This window comes from Hyphomicrobium sp., assembly GCF_035548195.1.
Classification (GTDB): Bacteria; Pseudomonadota; Alphaproteobacteria; order Rhizobiales; family Hyphomicrobiaceae; genus Hyphomicrobium_B.
In genome coordinates, this window is sequence record NZ_DASZTY010000025.1 from 253,400 (window position 1) to 273,701 (window position 20,302).

Genomic DNA, 20,302 nt, shown 5'->3' on the forward strand with positions numbered 1-20,302 from the left:
TCTCCTTAAATCGCAGCGTACCGTATCGGCCGAACCGCGCATTGTCACGGCGTCATGACGGCCTACCTCGGGCATCTGCTTGAAAGGCCGTGACCGGCAGCCTACAGAGGGCGCACTCGGTATCGGCGAAGTCAGCGGCGGGCGAAACCCTTGGGGGCAGCATGAGCAGTGACGACTGGAAGCGGCAGGCAGCTGCGGAGGCACTGAAGTACGTCGAAGATGGAATGAAACTTGGCCTTGGCACAGGCTCGACCGCCGCGAAGTTCGTCGATCTGCTCGCGGACAAAGTCAAAGCCGGGTTGAAAGTCGTTTGCGTCCCGACATCGGAAGCGACGCGGGCGCAAGCGGCGGCGCTCGGCATTCCGCTCGCTACGCTTGATGAGCATCCGGCGCTCGACCTGACGGTCGATGGCGCGGACGAGATGGACGAGGAGCTGCGGCTGATCAAGGGGGGTGGCGGTGCATTGCTGCGCGAGAAGATCGTAGCGGTGGCATCCGAGCGCGTCGTGATCATCGCTGACAGCAGCAAGCGCGTTGACCTTCTCGGGCGCTTTCCTCTTCCGTTGGAAGTCGTGCCGTTCGGTTTGGCGGCGACGCAGCGGCTTATTACAGGATTTGCCGCCGATTCCGGTTGCGAAGGTGACATCAAACTACGGCACGGCGCCAATGGCGCGCCCTATGTGACGGATAATGGCAACCATATTCTCGATTGTTCGTTCGGCGTGATTGACGATCCGGAAGCGTTGGACGACGCTTTAAAACTTGTTCCTGGTCTCGTGGAAAGCGGACTGTTTCTCGGTATTGCGGATGTCGGCATTGTCGCCGGTCCAAAAGGCGTTGAAATTTTATCGGCTGTTGAATCGGATTTTGATGAGGAGATGTGAAGATGCGTTCGTTGATTGTCGCGTTTTGTATTGCGGTCGGTTTCATTTCTCCCGCCTTCGCTGACGAAACTCCGCCTCCCGTCGATCCGGCACGCATCGCTGCTGCTCGCGACCTTCTCGAAGTCACAGGCGTCACCAAACAAATGGACGGCATGGTCGAAGCCATGTCGAAGGGTTTTGCAAAGGGCGCCAATGCCGATACGTCGGAGACGGGCAAGAAGCTCTCGGCTCAATTTGATTCCGGCATGAAGAAGCTGCTTGAATACAAGGACCAAATGATTTCCGATTTCGCGGTCCTTTATGCTCAGACGTTCACGGCTGAAGAAATGAAAACTGTTGCGGATTTCTATCGCTCGGGCGCAGGGGCGAAATTCATCGCCAAGACGCCCGATCTGATGCGTAAGGGTGCAGCGATCGGAATGAAATACAGCGAAAAAATTGCCGATGAGATGAAGGCGGCGGTGCCGCAGCCGGAGCCATCCGCGCCAAGCGCTCCCGACCAGAAATAGGAAAGCGTCCTTCAGAGCAATGCAGGAATTCGATTACGACCTCTTCGTCATTGGCGCGGGCTCGGGTGGCGTACGGGCGGCGCGAATTGCGGCCAGTCACGGGGCGCGGGTTGCAATCGCGGAGGAATACCGTGTCGGCGGCACGTGCGTCATTCGCGGCTGCGTGCCAAAGAAGATCCTTGTTTATGCGAGCCGATTTGCGGACGACTTCGAGGATGCCGCAGGCTTCGGCTGGTCGCTCGAAAGGCCGAAATTCGATTGGCCGACGCTGATTGCTGCGAAGGACAACGAACTCGCGCGCCTTGAGGGCGCATATCGCGCAACGCTCGATAAATTCCATGTCGAACTCGTCATGGAGCGAGCGACCGTTAGCGGGCCGAACGAAGTTAAATTGGCGCAATCGGGTCGCATCGTTTCGGCAAAAATCATCCTGATTGCGACGGGCGGTCGCCCGAATATCGATCCAAAACTGCCGGGTATCGAGCATGTGATCACCTCTAACGAGGCGTTTCATCTGAAGGAGATGCCGCGTCGCGTTGTGATCGCAGGCGGTGGATATATCGCCGTCGAATTTGCATCGATCTTCAATGGCCTCGGCGCCGACGTCACGCTGATTTATCGCGGCGGCAAGATCCTTCGCGGTTTCGATGAAGATTTGCGCGATGCCTTGACGGCGGCGATGACGAAGCGTGGCATTCGCATCGTTGCCAGTCAGGTCTTTACAAAAATCGAAAAGACCGGTGGCGGTCTCGTGGGGTACAGCACCACTGGCGAAGCTCTCACTGCCGATGCGATCATGTTTGCCATCGGACGTTCACCGAATACGGCGGGGCTCGGCCTTGAAGCGGCGGGCGTGAAGCTCGATGGCGAAGGCGCTGTCGTCGTCGACGGCGCGTCGCAATCGAGCGTGCCTTCGATCTATGCTGTCGGTGACGTTACCAACCGCGTGAACCTGACGCCGGTCGCCATTCGAGAAGGCCATGCCTTTGCCGATACAGTTTTCGGGAACAAGCATTGGTCGGTCGATTACTCGACGATCCCGACGGCGGTTTTCGCCACGCCGGAGATCGGAACCGTCGGTTTTACCGAGCACGAGGCGCGTGCACAATTTGGCGAGGTCGATATCTACAAAGGCAGCTTTCGCCCCATGAAGGCCATTCTTGCGGGCCGGGACGAACGCATGCTGATGAAGCTTATTGTCGAGAGAAAGAGCGATCGGGTCGTCGGTGTCCACGTCTTTGGTCCCGATGCGGCGGAGATTGTCCAAATGGCGGCGATCGCCCTCCGCATGGGGGCGACGAAGGCGGATTTCGATCAGACGATGGCACTCCACCCCTCGGCGGGAGAGGAACTCGTAACCCTGCGCGAAAAATGGGTCGCGCCGGGCGAGGCGGCAGGTTGATCGAAGCGGAGCGCCACTCTAAGGGTGTGCGCCACCATGGGCGGCGAGAGGGCGGCATGACACGTCTCAGCGGAAAAATTGCGATCGTTACGGGTTCAGGCGGCGGCATCGGTCAGGCGATCGCGCAGCGCTTTGCAGTCGAGGGCGCGCACGTCTGGGTGACCGATATCAACGGCGAAGCCGCCGAAGAAACGGTTCGTGATATCAAGGCGAAAGGCGGCGCCGCGACCGCCATGCTTGTCGATGTTTCGAAGGGACAGGACCTGACGGCTCTGGTTCGCAACGTCGATGCTGCGCACGGCCGTGCCGACATTCTCGTCAACAACGCCGGCATTCTTGTCCGGGGCGAGGTGCGTCAGCTCTCCGACGCCGACTGGACGAAACTGCGCGAAGTTAACCTCGACGCCATTCTGCGCCTCTGCCGCGATGCTCTTCCACTACTGCGCAAAGGCCAGCACCCGACGATCATCAACATTTCGTCGATCATGGCACACCGGGGTTTGCGGCCGCTTGCGGCGTATACGACGACGAAAGGCGCCGTCACCGCTTTGACCAAAGGGCTGGCGGTCGAATATTCGCCCTACAACATCCGCGTGAATTCGATTGCGCCGGGTTACGTCGAAACTGCCATAACAGACCGGCTGCTGAAGTTGCCGCCTGTCAAGCAGGCATTGATCGATAAAACGCCGATGGGGCGTCTCGGCCGTCCGGAAGATCTCGTCGGTGCGGCGGTTTTTTTCGCTTCCGACGACAGTCTCTATTGTACTGGGTCCGAACTGGCGGTCGATGGCGGTATGGCAGCGGGCCTTTAACCTCTCGCCGCAGGCCAAGATGGCCGCTGGCGCAGGGCCAGGATATCTCCTATAAGCCCGGGATAAATCGACGCAGAGCGGAGTTGACCGGCCGTGCCCTTGGGTGCGGCTTCGGTCACTCTCCAGGAGTAGAAGATGGCGTCTGCCACCCAGACAGAGAAATGGTCGCCGGAAAGCTGGCGCGGAAAGCCTATCGTCCAGGTTCCGGACTATCCTAACGCCAAGGCGTTGCAGGATGTCGAGGCGCGTCTCGCGACGTTCCCGCCGCTCGTTTTCGCTGGCGAGGCGCGGGAACTGAAAAAGCAATTGGCGTCGATCGCGAACGGTAGCGGATTCCTGCTCCAGGGCGGTGACTGTGCCGAAAGTTTCGCCGAACACCGGGCGGATAATATCCGCGACTTCTTCCGTGTCTTTTTGCAGATGGCGGTCGTGCTGACGTATGCGGGCGGCCAGCCGGTCGTCAAAGTCGGGCGCATCGCCGGTCAGTTCGCTAAACCGCGCTCCTCGCCGACAGAAAAAAAGGGTGGGCAGGAACTTCCGAGCTATCGCGGCGATATCATCAACGGCCCAGAGTTCACCTCCGACGCGCGTATTCCCGATCCCGCCCGCCAGCTTGAGGCGTATCGGCAATCGGCGGCGACGCTCAACCTGATCCGCGCGTTTGCGACGGGCGGCTATGCCGACCTCGAACGCGTGCATCAGTGGAACATGGGTTTCGTGAAGGATAGTCCGCAAGGTCATCGGTATCAGGAACTCGCCGATCACATTGCCGAGACGATGGAATTCATGCGTGCTTGCGGCATTACGTCGGAAAATACACCGCAGCTTCGCACGACGCATTTCTATACCAGCCACGAGGCGCTGCTGCTCGGCTATGAGCAGGCGCTGACGCGTAAGGATTCGACCAGTGGCGACTGGTACGCCACGAGCGGTCACATGATCTGGGTCGGGGACCGGACGCGCCAGCCCGATCATGCGCACATCGAATACTGCCGCGGCATCAAGAATCCGATCGGCTTGAAGTGCGGCCCCTCGCTCGATCCAGATGGGCTGCTGCGCCTAATCGATCTTCTCAATCCGAAGGACGAGCCGGGGCGCTTGACGCTTATCTGCCGTTTCGGCTTCGACAAGGTCGAGACGCATCTGCCGAAGCTTATTCGCGCTGTGAAAAAGGCTGGCCGCAAGGTCATCTGGTCGTGCGACCCCATGCACGGCAACACGATCTCGGCTGTCAATGGTTACAAGACACGGCCGTTTGATCGCATTCTTAAGGAAAGTCTTTCGTTCTTCGAGGTGCATCGCGCCGAAGGCACGCACGCGGGCGGCATCCACGTCGAGATGACCGGGCAGAATGTGACCGAATGCACAGGCGGTGCGACGGCAATCTCCGAGCAGGATCTCTCGGATCGCTATCATACGCATTGCGATCCACGTTTGAATGCCGACCAGGCGCTCGAACTCGCGTTCCTGGTTGCCGAGCAATTGAAAAAAGAGCGGGCTGCCGACCAGCGTTCCGAGCCGAGGACACTGATCGCATAATTTGGAAAACGGCCGGCGTGTCTTGCGCCGGCCGTTTTGTGGCAGTGTCGGGATAGTCAGGCGGGAGTGCCAGGCATGCTCAATCGCGTCGTTCTCGCATGTGTCTTCGCTCTTCAAGTCTCAGCCGTCGCGGCTGCGGAATTGCGCATGACGATTTATAAAAGTGTCCATGAGTCCGGGATTTGCTGGGACCCTGATGTCGAGTTTCCCGTCGCCTGCGACGATGACGATGATTAAGGCGGCTCGCGTGAAAGGTCCTCACGCTGGACCCGGCAGGTGGCGCATTTTAAATACGCTTCATGACCGTACCTGCTAAGCTTAGAATTGCGCTCTCGCAGCTCAACCCTATTGTCGGTGACCTGAAGGGCAACGCCAAGCGCGCAGCGGATGCACACGCGCGCGCGAAAGCGCTTGGCGCCGATGTGATCGTTTTTCCTGAGCTGTTTCTCAACGGCTATCCGCCGGAAGATTTGGTGCTCAAACCTGCATTCCAGGATGCAACACGCGCTGAGCTTGAGCGGCTTTCTGTACAGTGTGCTGACGGTCCCGCGATGTTGATCGGTGCGATCTGGCGCCACGACGGCAAAGTCTATAACGCCGTCGCACTTCTGGACGGTGGGCGCATCGAAGCGGTGACGCTGAAGGTCGATCTTCCAAATTACGGAGTCTTCGACGAGAAGCGCGTCTTCGCAACAGGGCCGATGCCGGGTCCGCTGAATGTGCGCGGCGTGCGTATCGGTGTGCCGATCTGCGAAGACATCTGGGGCGCGGAAGTCGTCGAGACGCTCGCCGAGACCGGCGCGGAGTTGCTTGTCTCGCCGAACGGTTCACCATTCGATTGGCCAAAGTCGGAAATCCGAATGAACATCGCCGTGGGCCGTGTGACGGAGAGCGGTTTGCCGCTTGCCTATGTCAATCAGGTCGGTGGTCAGGATGAACTCGTCTTCGACGGCGCGTCATTCGTGTTGAATAGCGATCGCAGTCTAGCGGTGCAGCTTCCGGCGTGGCGCGAGGAGCTTTGTCTGACGGAATGGCGTCGCACGCCGAAGGGATGGGTTTGTCAGCCCGCCAAGGCCGCAAAGCTCGCGGAAGGCCCGGCGGCTGCTTATCACGCCTGCGTTTTGGGTCTCAAAGACTACGTCAATAAGAATGGCTTTCCCGGTGTCGTGCTTGGGCTTTCGGGAGGCATCGATTCCGCGCTCGTCGCCGCGATTGCAGTCGATGCGTTGGGGCCGGACCGCGTGCATGCGGTCATGCTGCCATCGAAGTTTACGTCCGACGAGAGCCTTGCGGACGCCGCAGCATGTGCCAAGGCGCTCGGCATCCGTTATGACAAGGTCTCTATCGAACCGGCGGTTGCCGGTCTGACGTGGAGCCTCAAGGATCTCTTCGCCGGCACGAACGCCGATATCACCGAAGAGAATCTTCAGAGCCGCGTGCGTGGCACGATCCTGATGGCGATCTCGAACAAGTTCGGCGCCATGGTCGTGACGACAGGTAACAAGAGCGAAATGTCGGTCGGCTACGCGACACTCTATGGCGATATGAACGGTGGGTACAACCCGATCAAAGATATCTATAAAACGCAAGTCTATGCGCTGGCGCGCTGGCGGAATGCCCATGTTCCGGAGGGTGGGTTTGGTCCGCATGCTGAGGTTATTCCCGAACGCGTTCTGACCAAGGCGCCAACAGCGGAATTGCGCGCCAACCAGACGGACCAGGACTCGCTTCCGCCTTATGACGAGTTGGACGATATTCTTGTCAGCCTTGTCGAAAATGAGATGCCGGTCGCAGAGGTCATCGCGCGCGGCCACGCGCCAGAGACGGTGAAAAAGATCGAACGGCTGCTTTATCTTGCTGAGTACAAGCGGCGGCAGGCAGCACCCGGCGTCAAGATTTCGGCTCGCAACTTCGGACGCGACCGCCGCTATCCGATTACCAACTGGTTTCGCGAGGATGTGCCTTCGAAAGCCGAGCTGACGGATGCTCAAGCTCCCGAGAAAGCGACAAAGCCTCCCGCCTCACCGGTAAATCAGAAGATTGCGAAATAGTCGCGCCGGTCTTGCTATCGGCATACCGGCCTGTAGGGTGCAGCGCGTTTGAAATCCGAGACCAGCCAATGAAACCGCGCGTCCGCTTCGCACCGAGTCCCACAGGCCGCCTTCACATCGGCAATATCCGCACGGCGGCGCTGAACTGGCTCTATGCTAGAAAGCATCGGGGCACCTTTTTGTTGCGTCTTGACGATACTGATACGGCGCGTTCGACTGAAGAGTTCGCGCGGGCGATCCGCGACGATCTGAATTGGCTTGGGCTGACGTGGGACGAGGAGGTACGTCAGCAGGACCGCACAGCGCGGTACGAATCCGTTGCGAATACGCTCAAAGCACAGGGTATTCTCTATCCAGCCTTCGAGACGGAAGAGGAGTTGGACCGGCGACGCAAGCGGCAACTCGCGATGCATCGTCCGCCGATTTACGATCGCGCCGCACTGAAACTCTCCAAAGCCGAAATCGCCGAAAAGATGGGGTCGGGTCGGAAACCGCACTGGCGCTTTCGTTTGCCCAATACGGAGGAGGGCAGGGGGCTCGCGCCGCAGCCAACGCTTGTCTCTTGGAACGATCTCATCCGTGGCGATCAGACGGTCGATCTGGGCTCGTTGTCCGATCCTGTTCTTATTCGCGAAGACGGAACATTTCTGTACACGTTGACGAGCGTCATCGACGATATCGACTTCGGCATCACGCACATCGTCCGCGGTGAGGATCACGTTACGAATACCGGCGTGCAGTTGGCGTTGTTCGAGGCTGCAGGCGCGACGCCGCCCGCATTCGGGCATCATTCTCTGCTGGTCGACGCAGACGGTCAGGCGCTTTCGAAGCGCCTCGGCGCGCTTTCGGTGCAAAGTTTCCGGGATGGGGGTCTGGAGCCGATGGCGGTGCTTTGCCATGCGGCCCTCGTCGGTACCTCGGACGCCATCGAGCCGCTGACGTCGCGCGATGCGCTTGCCGAACGGCTGGACTTCTCGAAAATTTCGACCGCTCCCGGCCGATTCGATGTTGCCGAGTTGAAGACGCTCAATGGCAAGCTGCTGCACATGCTCGATTACGCCGACGTGGCGGAGCGTCTTCGCAACCTTGGCGTCGAGGGCCGCGAAGACTTCTGGCAGGCGGTGCGCGGCAACCTCGAAGTGCTCAGCGATGCACGCCTCTGGTGGGAGGTCGTTGGGGGCAATATCGAGCCGGTGATCGAAGACTCGAAACTGGCGGTCGCGGCCGCCGAGACATTGCCGTTGGAGCCTTGGGGCGAGAGTACGTGGTCCGAATGGACGGCCGCTGTCAAATCGCGGACAGGCGCCAAGGGCCGTGCGCTGTTTCATCCTCTGCGGCTGGCGCTGACGGGACGCGAATCGGGTCCTGAGTTAAAGGCGCTTCTGCCGCTGATCGGAAGAGATCGCGTTCTCGCCCGCCTCGAAGGCAAACGCGCCTGAAGAGCCTCGGAAGGGCGAGCGGCGCGGCATTCGCGTCGTGATTACCGCTGCGATTGCGTCTGCCAGCCGCCATTATCGGCGGGGGCCGCTGCGGGCGCAGCCGGTGATGCAGCGGCGGGCTGTTGCGCGGCCAGCGCTCGTGCCGCCGCCGTCGCTGCGTCTTCTGCTTGTGCGTGCGTCGCAGAATTCGAATTCGTCGATCCGTTTTCGGCTTTCTTGGGTGCGCTGCCGTCGGCTGGAACGTAGTCGGCTGCCTTGCACGAGCATCCGTTGACGATTTCCTTGCGATAGCGGAAGGCAAACTTCAGCTTCGGATAGGCTTCCTGCGAATTGAGAGCCACAGCCTGTTCAATCGTTCCCCCCGGGTTCGGATAATAGAACAGCTCTGCAGGTGCCGCGCATTTCGAGGAACAGACCTGCGCGTCGTTCGCGAAGTGGTTAGGCAACGTCGAAAAGCTGACAGGGAAGTAATAGCCGTCGCAGAGGCGCACGCAGACCGTTCGATACGTCTGTCCGCCGTTGAACGCGCGGGGTTGCCACGTGCTGCCGCCGCTCGACTCTTCGTCTTCCCACATGCCGTCGCTGCTTCGGCGGGCCATGGCCGTGTACTGGGCGCCGCAATTGTTGCGTGCCAGTTCGCGGATGATATCGTCCTGGTAGGAATGTCCGGACGAACTCAGGATGTCCTGGCGTTGCGCATCGAGATCGGAGAGACGCCTCTTTGAATCGTCGACTTGGCGCGACAGGTTTTTGCATTGCCGAGAATTACGAAGCGTCTTCGTAAAGAGGAAATAATCGTAGCATCCGTGATCCAGCTGCGATTCGCCGCTGTCGATGGCGCGTTCGAGCTGCCGGATCTCGTCCTCGATGCGCGGAAGCTCGGCGCGGGATTGGCCGTTCTTCTGACCTTCCTGCGCCAGCCGTTGTTCGAGCTGCAAACAGATAGGGTTCTTTTGCGACCAGGTATTATTCGCAGATGATGCGCCGGGTGGCGGCGGGCTCGCTGGCGCGGAGGGTGCGCCAGGAGAGGGCGGAGCCATCGGCGGCGGCGCTTGCTGTGGCGGGGGAGCCGGGATGGCGTCGGGCTGGCGATAGACGGGCTCGCGCGGAACGGGCGGACGATCCTGTTCCTCTTCGTCGCCACCGCCGAATGGCCACCAGCTCTGTGCCGAGGCCACCTCGGGAATGAAGATGAAGCCGACCGCTATCGCCGCCAAGGCAAACAGAAGCCGGCGAACGGCAGTTCCCATTGATTTCGCTCGGCTCACGCCAGCCTCTTAAACCCGCTTATCGAATCCGCGCATAGCCTAAAGCAACCGGCCTTCGGTTGGGGACGCGGCACAGTGAGGAAGCCTTAAGCCGTGATCTGCTAGCCGGTCAATGCGGAGCAATTGCGACCGCACTGGTTTTTCAAATGTGTTCAAATGCTTGACCTTGGGGACGGCAACTCGCTAAGGCGCAGGTTGGAAGTTATCCCCGTCCTGCGCGCCTGTGCCATACTTCGCACCCAGCCGCACGGCGCGGTCTGACGCGAAATTGTGGCAGAGACATACACGAGGTCGAGATTGGCGATCAAACTTTATAACACGCTGACCCGGCAGAAAGCCGCGTTCGAGCCGATCGATCCGACGAACGTCCGCATGTACGTCTGTGGGCCGACCGTCTACGACTATGCGCATATCGGCAACGCGCGGCCCGTGATCGTGTTCGATGTGCTGTTTCGCCTGCTGCGCCACATCTATGGGCCGGATCACGTCACGTATGTCCGCAACATTACCGACGTCGACGACAAGATCAACGCGCGGGCGGCGCGGGACTTTCCCGATCTGCCGCTGAACGAGGCGATCCGTAAAGTTACCGCAGCGACCGAAAAACAGTTCCACGAGGACATTGCCGCGCTCGGTGTGCTGCCGCCGACGTATGAACCGCGCGCGACCGAATACATTCGCCGCGACGATGGCCGCGAGACGATGGTGTCGCTCATCGAAACGCTGGTTCAGCGCGGCAACGCTTACGTCGCGGAAGATCATGTGTTGTTCGATGTTGCGTCGATGCCGGACTACGGCCGTCTTTCGAACCGTTCGCTCGACGAAATGGAAGCAGGCGCGCGCGTCGAAGTTGCGCCCTACAAGCGAGGTCCGATGGACTTCGTGCTCTGGAAGCCGTCGAAGCCGGGCGAACCGGCATGGCCTTCACCGTGCGGGATCGCGACGCCGGGGCGGCCTGGATGGCACATCGAGTGCTCGGCGATGGCGGGCGCGTTGCTCGGCCCGGTCTTCGATATTCATGGCGGCGGCATCGATCTGACGTTTCCGCACCATGAGAACGAGATCGCGCAATCGCGCTGCGCGCACGGCACATCGGTCATGGCGAATGTCTGGATGCACAACGGCTTCCTGCAGGTTGAGGGCGAGAAGATGTCCAAGAGCCTGGGGAATTTCGTGACGATCCATGAACTGCTAGCGGATGGCTGGCCCGGTGAGGTTCTACGCCTGAACATGCTTAGGACGCACTATCGGCAACCGATCGACTGGACGAGAAAGGGCCTGGAAGAGAGCCAAAAGATTCTTACGGGCTGGTTCGCGGTTGATGGTCTCGATACCGCGGATCGCTCAGATATTGCGCAAGAAGTTTTGGAGGCTCTTGGGGACGATCTCAATACACCGAAAGCAATCGCCGAGCTTCACAGTCTCGCAGCGGCGAAGGATGCAAAAAAGCTCGGCGCCGCGCTCGGTTTTCTTGGCTTCGACGGTGCGACTCTTGAAAAAACAAATGAGCAAGCTGCAGAGACTGCGCAGTCGGTCGCTTCGGCCGTCGTGCCTCTGATCAACGCACGTCTCGAAGCACGCAAGCGCAAGGACTTTGCAGAATCGGATCGCATCCGCGACGAACTCGCGAAGATGGGTATTTCGCTGAAAGATACAAAGAACAAGGAAACCGGCGAAATCGAAACGACCTGGGAAGTGACGCGATAATTCCGCCCGCGAAAGCGGCGTCAATCTCGCGATGAAGATATCGTCAGCGCTTTCCGTTGGATCTTGCCATTCGGTGTGCGGGGAAGGCGATCGACGAAAACGATCTCGCGCGGAACTTTATAGGCGGCGAGATTTTCTGTTGCGAACGCTTTGATGGCTTGGGTGTCGCGTTTTGCGCTGTCAGCAGGAACAACGAACGCGGCGATGATCGAGACATCACTGCGCACGCGCACCTCCGCGCATGCGACTTCGGCCACGGCTGGGCACCGCGCGAGCGCGGCTTCGACTTCAAGCGGCGAGACGCGGTAGCCGCCGGCGTTCATCAGCTCGTTGGCGCGTCCGAGATGCGCGATGTAGCCCTCCTCGTCCATCGAACCGAGATCGCCGCCGGTGAACCAGTCGCCGCGAAACACTTCGGCTTCCTCGTCGGGCCGTCGCCAGTAGCCAAGCATCAAACCCGGATCGGAGCGATGCACGGCAATGAGGCCATTGCTGTTTGGCGGCAGCGGATCGTCATCGCCTTCGACGGGGAGGATCGCAACGCGCCGGCCCTGTTGCGCTTTGCCGACGGTGCCTGGCTTGTAGGGCACCGATGGACCGGTCGAAATGTAGGTCGAGATTTCGCTCATGCCGAGCGCTTCGTAGAGCGGCAGGCCCGTCGTTGCCGTCCATTCCTGGATCAGTCCCGGCGGTGGCGTTTCCCCGGCCATCAGAGCGTGTCGAAGCTTTCCGAACGCGCCGCGCTCCGGACCTGCGTATTTCAAAATCTGACGGTAGACGCCGGGCACGGCTGCGAACAGCGTAGCACCCGTTTTGGCGATGACGCCGGGCCAAAGCTCGGGTGTCTTATCGCCCGTGCAGACGATGGCCGTTGCGCCGTTCACCCACGGGTCCGTCAATCCGACCCCAAGGGTGAATGTCCAGTTGAACGCGCCCGCGTGCAGCATGCGATCGTCGTCGCGGATGCCGTACCAGCCCTGATACATTGGCGCCCGTCCGCGCGCGGAACGTTGAGCATGCAGGACGCCTTTCGGGCGCGCGGTGGTTCCCGAGGTGTAAATGAGGAATGCCGGATCGTCGGCCGATGTCGATGCATAATCCTGCGGAGCGCCGCGCAGGATCATTGCCGCGACGTCGCCCGGGGAAATGACGACGAGGTCTTGGCGCGCAACGCCCTTCGGCACAGATTGCGCCGTCGCAAGGACTGCCGCTTCGCTGTCGTCGAGCAACGCCGCGAGTTCGGTTGCAGTCAGCTGATCGGACAGCGGCAGCGCTACGAAACCTCCGGCGATAGCTGCGAAAAACATCAGAGCCGATTGGCTCGAATTGCCGAGGCGAATGCCGATGCGGTCGCCGCGACGCAGACTCAGTGCCGTCAATCCGGCTGCAATGTTACGGATGGCGCGGTCGATTTCGGCGAACGTCCACGTTTCCAGCGGATCGTTGGGGTTCTGCATGTCGTAGACGAGCAGCGCCGTCTTGCCGGGGGTCAAGCGGGCATGCCGGCCGATGGCATATTCGGCCATGTTGAACGGTTCTATTTCTGAGGACATCACTTCTTCTCGGACCACCACGTATCGACGGCATAGCCGAACAGCGGAGTTTTGTCGGGATGGTGCAGACGCGCCCAATATGCAACCCATTGCGCAGGCGGATAAAAGAGCGGAACGACGTAGTCGCCGGAAAGCAAAACGCGATCGAGGGCGCGGACAGAGGAAATGAAATCCGGTTCGGTGTCGGCGGCGAGCATCGCATCGATCATCGCGTCGGCGGCGGGATTTTTGACACCTGCGAAATTGAATGAGCCTTGCGCGTTCGCCGTCTTCGCCGACCAGCGGAACAGCTGCTCATTGCCGGGAGACAACGACGCGGGCCAGTTGTTCTGAATCATATCGAAATCGAAGGTCGAGATACGTCCCTGATATTGCGCGCTGTCGACGACGCGTATGCGCGCGACGATGCCGAGCGGCTCCAGGCTTCGCGCATAGCTCAGAAGGAGCGCCTCTTGTGCGTTGCTGTTGGCGAGGATCTCGAACGCAAGCGGCTGCCCGGTCTTGGCGTTGACCATGCGCTCGCCTTTCAGAACCATCCCGGCGTCCGTCAACAACTTGAATGCCGCTCGTTGATTGGAGCGATTGTTGCCGCTAGCGTCGCCAGCCGGAAAGTTATACGTCCCGTCGAGGATCGCGGGGCGAACAGCGTCGGGGAACGGCGCCAGGAGCTTGCGTTCGTAGGCGTCGGCCGGGCGGCCCGCGGAAGACAGGTAAGACCGCGCGAAGAAGCTTGTCGTGCGCTTGAACAGCCCGTTGTAAAGCGTGCGGTTGACCCATTCGGCGTTGAACAACATCATCAGTGCGCGGCGAACTCGCGGATCGGAAAAGATCGCGCGGCGGGTATTGAAAACCAGCGCCGACATTCCAGCCGGAAGTCCGATCGGGAACTCGGTCTTGATAATACGTCCATCGTGGACGGCTGGGATATTGTAGGCATCGGCCCAGCGCCCCGGATCTTCCTCAAGCCTCAGATCGAGCGTGCCCGAACGGAAAGCTTCGAGCATCACTGACGCGTCGCGAAAATAATCGAAGCGGATTTCGTCGAAGTTGAAGCGGCCACGATTGACGGGGAGATCTTTGCCCCAATATTCGGGATCGCGCGTATAAGTGAGGGAGCGTCCGGCATCGACGCGCGAAACGGTATAGGGTCCGGAGCCGATGAGGGGGGTCATCGAACCCGCGGTGAATTGCTCGGGCGTCATGCCATGGGCTTTGAAGACCGGCATCAGCCCGAGGATCAGCGGCAGTTCACGGTCGTCAGCATCCTCGAACGTAAATCGCACGCCATGATCTCCGACTTTCTCCGCCTTCGGCACCTTGGCGAAATACGTTCGATGGTTGGGACGCCCTTTCGTTTTCAGAAGCTCGAACGAGGCGATGACGTCTTCGGGCGTGACCGGCTGGCGGTCGGAGAATTTGGCTCTGGGATTGATCTCGAATGTGACGGACTTCCGGTCGTCCGCAACGTCGATCGTCTCCGCGAGAAGGCCATACAATGTAAAGGGTTCGTCGAGGCTCCGCGCCATCAGGCTTTCGATGCAAAACTCTCGAATGCCCGAAGCGGGAACGCCAGCGACGATCAGGGGATTGAGCGTTTCGAACGAGCCCTGCACGCCGAGCCTTAGAGTGCCGCCCTTGGGGGCATCGGGATTGACATAGGGAAAATGCGAAAAGCCATTGGGGAGCGAAGGCTCGCCACGGATGGCGATTGCGTGGTGAGGGGTCGCGTTCGCGGAAACGCACGCGAGAAACGACAACCACAGAGACGCAATGAGGGAAAGTTTCCCGATTGACATCGCCGGCCCCAAAAATTTGATCGACCGGCTCAAGAACACGCAAGTATGTCCCGGGAGTGTGGCATTCGCTTTGTTGGATTGGCGTTTTTTATCCGTGTGAGCTGGGGGTTGTCCAGCTTGCCGCAGTGGCATTGACGCAACGAAAGCATATTGGGAGATGTAGCCCCCTGTTGTTAAGATACCCGGCCACGGGATTGCCGCATTCCAGGCCTTACTCGGGCATCGAACGGCGGGTTGCCGGGTCCACGCAGCTTTTTCTTCTGCGTGATGACGAGGGGAAGGGGCCGGAACGCCCGGCTTTTAGAGCACAAGCGAGGATTTTTAGGTTGATGGCAAACGCAGTATTGCGCGCGAGCGGCAGGGCGCTCGTCTCCGCCTTGGCAATCGGTGTTGCGATGTCCGCAACGGCGGCATTCGCCCAGACCAAGGAAAAAGAAATCAAGATTGCCCCGAAAAAGGTGCAATCGGCGCCGGCTGCCAAGACTGCGGCGGCAGGCAAGGCCGCACCCACGAAAAGCGCCTGGGTCAAGCTTTGTGAAAAAGCGCCGATCATGAAGAAAGGCAAGGACGGCAAAGAGGAAAAGGAAGAAAAACAGCTCTGCCTTACGCACCATGAGCGTCTCGACGGCAACACGGGCATGGTCCTTGTGTCGGCGGCCATCCGTGAAATCGAAGGCAACCCGAAAAAGTCGCTGATGATCATGGTTCCTCTCGGCATGGCTATCCCGCCGGGCATCCGCGCTGCCGTCTACACCAAGGAACAGTGGGCCAAGGCCGCGAAAAACGAGAAGATCGACGAGAAAAAGCTGAAGCCGATCGAGTTGCACTATTCGCTATGCCATCCGGCCGGATGCACGGCCGAGACGGAGGCGACGCCCGAAATTCTCAAAGAGATGTCGACGGGCGGCGGCATCATGGTACTGGCGATGAATGCTGCAGCCCAGCCCGTTGGTTTCCCCGTTCCTCTTGACGGCTACAACGAAGCTGCCGCCGGACCTCCGGTCGACAACAAGAAATATGCGGAAGCGCGCAGCCAGCTCATGAAGCAGATTCGTGAGCGGCAACAGAAACTGGCCGCAGAGTGGAAAGCCAACGAGATGAAGAATCTTCCGCTCGATGCGCCGGGCGCGCCGCCGACCACGACGGGCTCGACTGCAAAGGCCCCGGCAAAGGCGGCACCGAAAAAGTAAGTCTTTGTCTACGACTGCATGCTTCATGACCGCCCCGCTACAGCGGGGCGGTTTTTTTCAATCTAATAAATCGGGGCTTTAGAGTTCTGTCGCGCCGGATCAGTTTGCAACTCCGGAGCGCAACTTATAGGCGCCGTTGGCGTCGTTGATGAATAGGTCGACGATGTCGGGATGGCGCAATGGCGCCGTCGATTCATCCAGCAGCAGATTTTGCTCGGAGACGTAGGCAAGATACGTCGTCTCCGCGTTTTCCGCATAGAGATGGTAGTAGGGCTGATCTTTCCTCGGGCGAACCTCCTCGGGGATCGATAGCTACCACTCCTCGGTGTTGGCGAATTCGGGATCGATATCAAAGATCAGCCCGCGAAACGGGTAGATGCGATGACGGACGACCTGTCCAATCGCGAATTTGGCATGCTTGATCGTGTGCATCCTGCCACTGTGTGACAAGCATCGGAAACTCGCAAGAGCGGTTTACGCGTCAGAGTTCGCCGTAAAGCGCCGCCCGCTCAGGATCCTTGGCGGCAACGATCTTTGCCAGATCGACGATAACCTTCGCCTGCTTCCAGGTGGCGTCATCCTGCATCTTGCCGTCCAGCATAACCGCCCCCGTGCCGTCCGGCATGGCGTCGAGGATGCGCTTGGCGAATTTGACTTCCGCCGGGTCGGGCGAGAAGACGCGCTTTGCGATCTCGATTTGTGAGGGGTGCAAGGACCAGGCGCCGAGGCAACCCTGCAGGAAGGCGTTCCGGAATTGGGCTTCGCAGGCCGCAAGGTCGGCAAAATCACCGAACGGACCGTAAAAGGCTTTCAGACCATAAGCCTGGCAGGCGTCGACCATCTTGCCGATCGTATAGTGCCAGAGGTCCTGTTGATAAAAGGTGCGAGCTGCAGATGCATCTTTTCCGGGATCGGAAAGGACGCCGTAGTCGGGATGCCCGCCGCCGACGCGCGTCGTCTTCATGCCGCGCGAGGCGGCGAGATCGGCCGGGCCGAGGCTCATACCGTGCATGCGCGGCGATGCCGCCGCGATGGCTTCGACGTTGTTGACGCCTTCAGCGGTTTCGAGAATGGCGTGGATCAGGATCGGCTTCTTGATGCCGTGCTTGGCTTCGAGCTGAGCCAAAAGCTGATCGAGATAGTGGATGTCCCACGGACCTTCGACCTTCGGCAGCATGATGACGTCGAGCTTGTTGCCGACCGCAGCCACGATCTCAGTAACGTCGTCGAGAACCCAGGGCGAATTCAGGCAGTTGATGCGCGTCCAGACGCCGGTCGTACCGAAGTCGTTATTGCGCACCATTTCGATGAAGCCTTTACGGGCATTCTCTTTCTGGTCGAGCGGCACCGCGTCTTCGAGATTGCCAAGGACGACGTCCACCTGCGCGGCGAGATCCTTGATCTTGGCGCGGATCTTCTCGTTGTGCGGGGGCACGAAGTGGATCATGCGCTCAAGCTTGACGGGAAGCGTGCGGAAAGGTTCGGGAGCGCCGATGGCGAGAGGGGCGAAATGTTTGGCGGGCGTGCGCGTGGAAGCCATCGGCAGCAATCCTGTCTGTTCTTGATTGTCGATTGGGGAGATTTCGGCGGCACCATTGATGGTGCGAACGCTTCTGTCAATTGGGCACGCTTTCGCTCCATCTGACCTCATGAGATCGCGGTGCGGGCGTTGTTTTCACGATATTAAGCTTGCGAGACCGGCTTTTCTCACGAACGGTTCGAAATTCACCTAGAATAGCCAATGAGAAAAGGGCCGCTTGCGGCACGAAAAGGGGCTGCCATGATTGAGGTCACCAACCAGCCGCCGCCGCTTGAAGACTACAATCTGTTCGAGAGCGATGGTGTCCTGCGTCAGGCAGTCGGACGCGAAATCGGCCGCGAAGCGGAAACCGGCCTCAGCGTGCTCGGTGCCCGCCTCGGAGCAGCTGAGACGATCGCGCTTGGCTCGGATGCCAATCGCAATCCGCCCGTGCTGCGCGCTTTCGACAGGTATGGTCATCGCATCGACGAGGTCGATTTCCATCCGTCATGGCATGGGCTGCTGGCGCTCGCCATGGAAGCGGGTTTGCATTGTAGCCCGTGGTCGGAACCAAAGCCCGGTGCGCATGTCGCGCGCGCTGCCGGCGCATACATGCTGGCACAAATCGAAAGCGGTGTTTATTGCCCGATCTCGATGACGTACGGATGCGTGCCGCCGCTGCTGCGCGTGCCACACATCGCCGCCGAGTGGCTGCCGCGCGTGTTTTCGCGGACCTACGACCCGAGCTTTCGCCCAGCGTACGAAAAAAGCTCCGCGCTTATCGGTATGGCGATGACGGAGAACCAAGGCGGCTCCGATCTCCGGGCGAATGCAACCCAGGCCAAACTTTATGCAAGCGACGGCGAGCGACACTTCTATAGGTTGAACGGACACAAGTGGTTCATGTCGGCGCCGATGTGCGACGCTTTTCTCGTTCTCGCTCGGACCGAGGCTGGGCCGACCTGTTTCCTCGTTCCGCGCTGGACGCCAGACGGACGACGTAATGCAATCCATATCCGCCGCTTGAAGGATAAGCTCGGCAACAGATCGAATGCGTCGAGCGAGGTCGAATTCGTGAATGCGCACGGAGAGATTCTCGGCGTGGAGGGACGCGGTATTCCGACCATCATCGAGATGGGAAACTATACGCGGCTCGATTGCGCGATCGGCACGGCGGGATTGATGCGCCAGGCGTTGGCGCAGGCCATTCACCATGCGCAGCATCGACGGACTTTTCAAAAGCAGCTCGTCGATCACCCTCTGATGACGAATGTCCTTGCGGATCTCGCAATCGAATCCGAGGCGGCGACGTTGTTGGCGCTGCGTTTAGCGCGCGCTTACGACGAGGACGGTGAAGCCGCGAATACGTTCCGCCGTGTGGTGACGCCGGCGGCGAAGTTCTGGATTTGCAAACGCGGGCCGACGTTCGCGGCTGAAGCGATGGAAGTTCTCGGCGGCAACGGTTACGTCGAGGAATTCAACCTGGCGCGGATCTATCGTGAGATGCCGCTGAATTCGATTTGGGAAGGATCGGCGAACATCATGTGTCTCGATGTTTTGCGCGCCATCGCGCGGGCGCCGCTTGCCGTCGAAGTTCTGACAGACGAGATGAGCGAAGCCGCGAGTGCCGATCGCAGGCTCGCGCAATTCCTGGAGCGCATGCGTGCGGCCGTGACTATCAGCGACGAGTCGCAGGCGCGTGCGTTCGTCCGCGACCTCGTGATTGCGCTGCAGGCGTCGTTGCTGATCCGGCACGCGCCGCAACTGGTTGCCGATGGTTTCTGTGCGTCGCGGCTAAGCGACGGATCCGGCGCATTCGGCGCGCTTCCGCCTGGCGTTGATACCCGCAACATCGTTGCCCGCGCCGCCCCGGTGATGGATTAAAATGAGTCGCGTTCTGCTAACGGCAATTCCGGCCATTGTGACGAGGGATTCCGGACGGCCACGGCAAGCGTAGCCGTCCGGGAATGACGAAAGACCTTAGATTTCGCCCTTCAGGCCCTTCTCGAAGTACTTGTGAATGACCTTGTCCTGATTTTCCAGCAGCCAGTCGATCGTCGGCTGGTAGTTCATCGCCTTGTGAATGGCGAGCGCCGTCGCCTTGCGATGAATGTCGAACAGGACTTTGTGGTCGAGTTTCTCGATCGTCGCGACCGACGGATTGAGCCACACCGAAACAATGACGCCAAGATCGTCGACCTTGTCCTTCGGCAGGTCGCCCGAACGAACCGCATCGAGCACGCCCATCGCCGTTGCGTACTGCACGGTGCCCATGAGGATATTGGTGTAGCGTTCGTTTTCGACCGTCACCTTGCTAACGCAGAGCGTCGGTGGACGCACCATTACGTCGGTGTTGAGAAGCGACAGCACCTTGCTGTGTCCCTTCGTCTGGTCGCCGAGGAGCGTCGCGAATGCGGTGCCGAAGGGGCCGTCCATCTCGCCGATCGCGACTTCCGGTTCGGCGGCGGTTCCTGGAGGGCCGCCCGCCACCAGGGCTTCACCGACACGAATGCCGAACCGGCGGGTCTTGTCACTGCTCATGCCTACCTCACTTCTGAAATTTGAATTCGTGCGCCGATTGCGCTGTCCCCCGAGATAGCGCCGTTCGCTACCGATGCACTCTATAAGTTCGA

At 60.0% G+C, this 20,302-nt stretch carries 16 protein-coding genes and 1 pseudogene; 11 read left to right on the forward strand and 6 right to left on the reverse strand.

The window, feature by feature from the left end:
• Positions 1-161: 161 nt before the first annotated feature.
• The 8 genes from rpiA (at position 162) to gltX (ending at position 8,636) form a co-directional block, all read left to right on the forward strand.
• Positions 162-884, forward strand: coding sequence for a ribose-5-phosphate isomerase RpiA (gene rpiA / locus VHB22_RS10800; protein ID WP_325456973.1), 723 nt, complete (start codon positions 162-164; stop codon positions 882-884).
• 2 nt (positions 885-886) lie between these two features.
• Positions 887-1,393: a DUF2059 domain-containing protein gene (locus VHB22_RS10805; RefSeq protein ID WP_325456974.1), complete on the forward strand. Its 507-nt coding sequence runs from the start codon at positions 887-889 to the stop codon at positions 1,391-1,393.
• A gap of 19 nt (positions 1,394-1,412) precedes the next feature.
• A complete protein-coding gene (gene gor, locus VHB22_RS10810) occupies positions 1,413-2,795 on the forward strand; it encodes a glutathione-disulfide reductase (RefSeq protein ID WP_325456975.1) in 1,383 nt (460 codons plus the stop codon).
• Between the two features lie 56 nt (positions 2,796-2,851).
• Positions 2,852-3,607, forward strand: a complete 756-nt coding sequence (locus VHB22_RS10815; RefSeq protein WP_325456976.1) for a glucose 1-dehydrogenase — start codon at positions 2,852-2,854, stop codon at positions 3,605-3,607.
• A gap of 135 nt (positions 3,608-3,742) precedes the next feature.
• Positions 3,743-5,146 carry a class II 3-deoxy-7-phosphoheptulonate synthase gene (locus VHB22_RS10820; protein WP_325456977.1) on the forward strand — a complete coding sequence of 468 codons (1,404 nt, stop codon included), beginning with the start codon at positions 3,743-3,745 and terminating at the stop codon, positions 5,144-5,146.
• A 75-nt stretch (positions 5,147-5,221) separates the two neighbouring features.
• A complete protein-coding gene (locus VHB22_RS10825) occupies positions 5,222-5,383 on the forward strand; it encodes a hypothetical protein (RefSeq protein WP_325456978.1) in 162 nt (53 codons plus the stop codon).
• 62 nt (positions 5,384-5,445) lie between these two features.
• Complete coding sequence (locus tag VHB22_RS10830; RefSeq protein ID WP_325456979.1) at positions 5,446-7,197, forward strand: NAD+ synthase; 1,752 nt, start codon at positions 5,446-5,448, stop codon at positions 7,195-7,197.
• A gap of 68 nt (positions 7,198-7,265) precedes the next feature.
• A complete protein-coding gene (gene gltX / locus VHB22_RS10835; RefSeq protein ID WP_325456980.1) occupies positions 7,266-8,636 on the forward strand; it encodes a glutamate--tRNA ligase in 1,371 nt (456 codons plus the stop codon).
• 41 nt (positions 8,637-8,677) lie between these two features.
• Here the strand turns inward: gltX and VHB22_RS10840 are convergent, their stop codons facing one another.
• Complete coding sequence (locus VHB22_RS10840; protein ID WP_325456981.1) at positions 8,678-9,886, reverse strand: DUF2865 domain-containing protein; 1,209 nt, start codon at positions 9,884-9,886, stop codon at positions 8,678-8,680.
• Positions 9,887-10,201: 315 nt separating this feature from the next.
• On the opposite strand from VHB22_RS10840, the gene cysS reads away from it, so the two are divergent.
• Complete coding sequence (gene cysS / locus VHB22_RS10845) at positions 10,202-11,611, forward strand: cysteine--tRNA ligase (RefSeq protein ID WP_325456982.1); 1,410 nt, start codon at positions 10,202-10,204, stop codon at positions 11,609-11,611.
• A gap of 20 nt (positions 11,612-11,631) precedes the next feature.
• Here cysS and VHB22_RS10850 read toward each other — a convergent pair whose 3' ends face one another.
• Both VHB22_RS10850 and VHB22_RS10855 read right to left on the reverse strand, forming a co-directional pair.
• The gene (locus tag VHB22_RS10850; RefSeq protein ID WP_325456983.1) at positions 11,632-13,164 is read right to left on the reverse strand and encodes a class I adenylate-forming enzyme family protein; all 1,533 of its coding nucleotides are present in this window, start codon (positions 13,162-13,164) and stop codon (positions 11,632-11,634) included.
• On the reverse strand, positions 13,164-14,960 hold the full coding sequence (locus VHB22_RS10855; protein WP_325456984.1) for an extracellular solute-binding protein: 1,797 nt from the start codon (positions 14,958-14,960) through the stop codon (positions 13,164-13,166). The genes VHB22_RS10850 and VHB22_RS10855 overlap by 1 nt, the downstream gene beginning before the upstream one ends.
• A 329-nt stretch (positions 14,961-15,289) precedes the next feature.
• On the opposite strand from VHB22_RS10855, the gene VHB22_RS10860 reads away from it, so the two are divergent.
• Entirely contained in the window at positions 15,290-16,150 is an 861-nt protein-coding gene (locus VHB22_RS10860) for an invasion associated locus B family protein (protein ID WP_325456985.1), read from the forward strand.
• A gap of 99 nt (positions 16,151-16,249) precedes the next feature.
• On the opposite strand, the pseudogene hspQ reads toward VHB22_RS10860, so the two are convergent.
• Both hspQ and VHB22_RS10870 read right to left on the reverse strand, forming a co-directional pair.
• A pseudogene (gene hspQ, locus VHB22_RS10865) lies at positions 16,250-16,582 on the reverse strand (heat shock protein HspQ).
• Between the two features lie 49 nt (positions 16,583-16,631).
• Entirely contained in the window at positions 16,632-17,690 is a 1,059-nt protein-coding gene (locus VHB22_RS10870) for a CoA ester lyase (protein ID WP_325456986.1), read from the reverse strand.
• Between the two features lie 240 nt (positions 17,691-17,930).
• On the opposite strand from VHB22_RS10870, the gene VHB22_RS10875 reads away from it, so the two are divergent.
• Complete coding sequence (locus VHB22_RS10875) at positions 17,931-19,553, forward strand: isovaleryl-CoA dehydrogenase (protein WP_325456987.1); 1,623 nt, start codon at positions 17,931-17,933, stop codon at positions 19,551-19,553.
• Between the two features lie 96 nt (positions 19,554-19,649).
• On the opposite strand, the gene fae is transcribed toward VHB22_RS10875, so the two are convergent.
• On the reverse strand, positions 19,650-20,210 hold the full coding sequence (fae, locus tag VHB22_RS10880; RefSeq protein ID WP_325456988.1) for a formaldehyde-activating enzyme: 561 nt from the start codon (positions 20,208-20,210) through the stop codon (positions 19,650-19,652).
• Between the last annotated feature and the right edge of the window lie 92 nt (positions 20,211-20,302).